At 38.7% G+C, this 3,838-nt stretch carries 1 protein-coding gene; it reads left to right on the top strand.

The genetic code is table 11. The annotated features are described in order from the left end of the window. Window positions 1-3,838: SdrD B-like domain-containing protein (locus AC1RRU_RS12110; protein WP_493196599.1), on the top strand; the 3,838-nt coding region annotated here is incomplete at both ends.

Here is a 3,838-nt window from a genome sequence, read left to right as displayed (position 1 = left end):
ATACCAAAGAGGTAGCAACAAAAGAAATACTTAATGACTATCTTATGTCTACAAATAATACTACATTAGAAGAAGTATTAAATGAAACTGAAGGTTTAAATATTGATTCTGCAAATCTTTCTGAGGATAAGTTACTTAATTTATTAGTTCAAGATTTGGCAAATAAATCAAACCAAAATAAAATTGAAGCAACTCCAAGAAGTGTAAGTAGATTTGCTGAGCCGGTACTAAAAACAGCATTGAGTAATGATGTTTCAGAGCAAGGATCTAATGTAAATAGACAAATTACTGTAAGTAATATGAAAGTTAGTGAAGACACTTTTGATCCAAATCATAGTGGATCTACTGATTTATCAGCAGATTTTAGTGTGAATGGTGAGATTAAAGAAGGCGATTATTTTACAGTCACTATTCCAGAAAATGTTAGTGTGAATGGTGATATAAATTATGAAAACCTTAATAATACAATGAAAGTTAAGTCTCTTACTGATAGTGAAGGTAATGCTGTAGCTACAGGTTCTTATGATGTTAATAAGAAAGTGGTTACTTATACATTTACTGATTATGTAAATAATGAAAGTAATATTAAAGGTAATTTCCAATTGCCAATATTTACTGATAGAAAGAACACACCAAATAGTGGTTCCTATGAAACTGAATTCGGAATAGCAGATCAAAAACTTAATACGACTCTTAATATTAATTATTCTTCACCGGTACAAGGGGTAAATGATGCCTATGGACCAAGTATTAGTTCTTTTATAACTGATATTGATAAACATTCTGGTAATAATAGTTTTAAACAAACTATTTATGTTAATCCAATGGAAAATAAACTATATAATTCAAATGTAAAAATACAGGGATATCACACAGATCCTAATAAATCTAGTACTAAAATAGATAAAAATACTACTTTTAAAATTTATAGGGTTATAGATTCAACTAAATTAAATGATAGTTATTATGTAGACCCTCAAGATTCTAATTTAGTAGATATTACGGACAGATTTAATGGTCATATTACTTACAATAATGATAATTCTGCAAATCTTCAATTTGGAAATATTAATACTCCTTATATCATTACTGTAGAAGGTCAATATGATGGAAAAAGTGACCAAAACGTTAAAACTCGAGTGTTTGAAACTAATAGCGATTCCAATGGAGTAAGAAGATCTTATTATTGGGATAATGAAAATATCATTAAAAGATCCGGTGGTACTGCTACTGGAGATAAGACATATTCATTAGGTGACTATGTATGGGAAGATACTAATAAAGATGGTATCCAAGATTCTGATGAAAAAGGAATTGCAGGTGTAACTGTTACACTAAAAGATAGTGATGGCAATACAATTGGCACAACAACAACAGATGAAAGTGGTAAGTATAAATTTACTCGTTTAAAAAATGGAACGTATGAAGTTTCTTTCACAACACCTGAGGGCTATACACCTACAATAGAAAATTCTGGAAATAACAATGAAAAAGATTCTGATGGTTTAACAACTACAGGTGTCATTAATGGTGCTGATAACTGGACACTAGATAGTGGATTTTATAAAACTCCAAAATATAATTTAGGTGACTATGTATGGGAAGATACTAATAAAGATGGTATCCAAGATTCTGATGAAAAAGGAATTGCAGGTGTAACTGTTACACTAAAAGATAGTGATGGTAATACAATTGGCACAACAACAACAGATGAAAGTGGTAAATATCAATTTACTGATTTAGAAAATGGAACGTATACAGTAGATTTTGAAACACCCGAAGGTTATACCCCAACATCTGTTAATTCCGGTAATGATAATGGTAAAGATTCAAATGGCACAACAACAACAGCTATTATTAAAGACGCAGATAATGAAACAATTGATTCAGGATTTTATAAACCCAAATATAATTTAGGTGACTATGTATGGGAAGATACTAATAAAGATGGCATCCAAGATTCTGATGAAAAAGGAATTGCAGGTGTAACTGTTACACTAAAAGATAGTGATGGCAATACAATTGGCACAACAACAACAGATGAAAGTGGTAAATATCAATTTACTGATTTAGAAAATGGAACGTATGAAGTTTCTTTCACAACACCTGAGGGCTATACACCTACAACAGCAAATTCTGGAAATGATAATGAAAAAGATTCTGATGGTTTAACAACTACAGGTGTCATTAATGGTGCTGATAACTGGACACTAGATAGTGGATTTTATAAAACTCCAAAATATAATTTAGGTGACTATGTATGGGAAGATACTAATAAAGATGGTATCCAAGATTCTGATGAAAAAGGAATTGCAGGTGTAACTGTTACATTAAAAGATAGTGATGGTAATGTATTAAAAACAACAACAACAGATGAAAGTGGTAAGTATCAATTTACTGATTTAGATAGTGGTGACTATATTGTGCATTTTGATAAGCCTGAAGGCTTCACTCAAACTACTACAAACTCAGGTAGTGATGATGAAAAAGATGCCGATGGTGAAGAAGTACATGTAACTATTACTGATCATGATGACTTCAGTATTGATAACGGATACTTTAATGAAGACAGCGACTCAGATGCAGACGCAGATGCAGACGCAGACGCTGACGCAGATGCAGATGCAGACTCAGATGCAGACGCAGATGCAGACGCTGACGCAGATGCAGACGCAGATGCAGACTCAGACGCTGACGCAGATGCAGATGCAGACTCAGATGCAGATGCTGACTCAGATTCAGATGCAGACGCTGACGCAGACTCAGATGCAGACGCAGATGCAGATGCAGACGCAGATGCAGATGCTGATTCAGATGCAGACGCTGACGCAGACGCAGATGCAGATGCAGACGCAGATGCAGATGCTGATTCAGATGCAGATTCAGACGCAGACGCTGACGCAGATGCTGACGCAGATGCAGATGCAGACGCAGACGCTGATGCAGATGCAGACGCAGACGCTGACGCAGATGCAGACGCTGACGCAGATGCAGATGCTGACGCAGATGCAGATGCAGATTCAGATGCAGACGCTGACGCAGACTCAGATGCAGACGCAGATTCAGATGCTGACTCAGATGCAGATGCAGATGCAGATGCAGACGCAGATGCAGATGCAGACGCAGATGCAGATGCAGACGCTGACGCAGATGCAGATGCTGACGCAGATGCAGATGCAGACGCTGACGCAGACGCAGATGCTGACGCAGATGCAGACGCAGATTCAGATGCTGACTCAGACGCAGATGCTGACTCAGATGCAGACGCAGATGCAGATGCAGACGCAGATGCTGATTCAGATTCAGATGCAGATGCTGATTCAGATGCAGATGCAGACGCAGATGCAGACGCAGATGCTGACGCAGATGCAGATGCAGACGCAGATGCAGATGCTGACTCAGATGCAGACGCAGACGCTGACGCAGATGCAGATGCAGACTCAGATGCAGATGCTGACTCAGATTCAGATGCAGACGCTGACGCAGACTCAGATGCAGACGCAGATGCAGATGCAGACGCAGATGCTGATTCAGATGCAGACGCTGACGCAGACGCAGATGCAGATGCAGACGCAGATGCAGATGCTGATTCAGATGCAGATGCAGACGCAGACGCTGACGCAGATGCTGACTCAGATGCAGATGCAGACGCAGATGCAGACGCAGATGCAGACGCAGACGCAGATGCTGACTCAGATGCAGACGCAGATTCAGATGCTGACTCAGACGCAGATGCAGACGCAGACTCAGATGCAGACGCAGATTCAGATGCTGACTCAGATGCAGATGCAGATGCAGATGCAGACGCAGATGCAGATGCTGACTCAGATGCAGACGC

The organism is Staphylococcus sp. GW821-FHT11H10 (genome assembly GCF_058807855.1).
The sequence above is the reverse complement of the archived record's forward strand: the minus strand, read 5'-3'. Positions and strand labels throughout refer to the sequence as shown.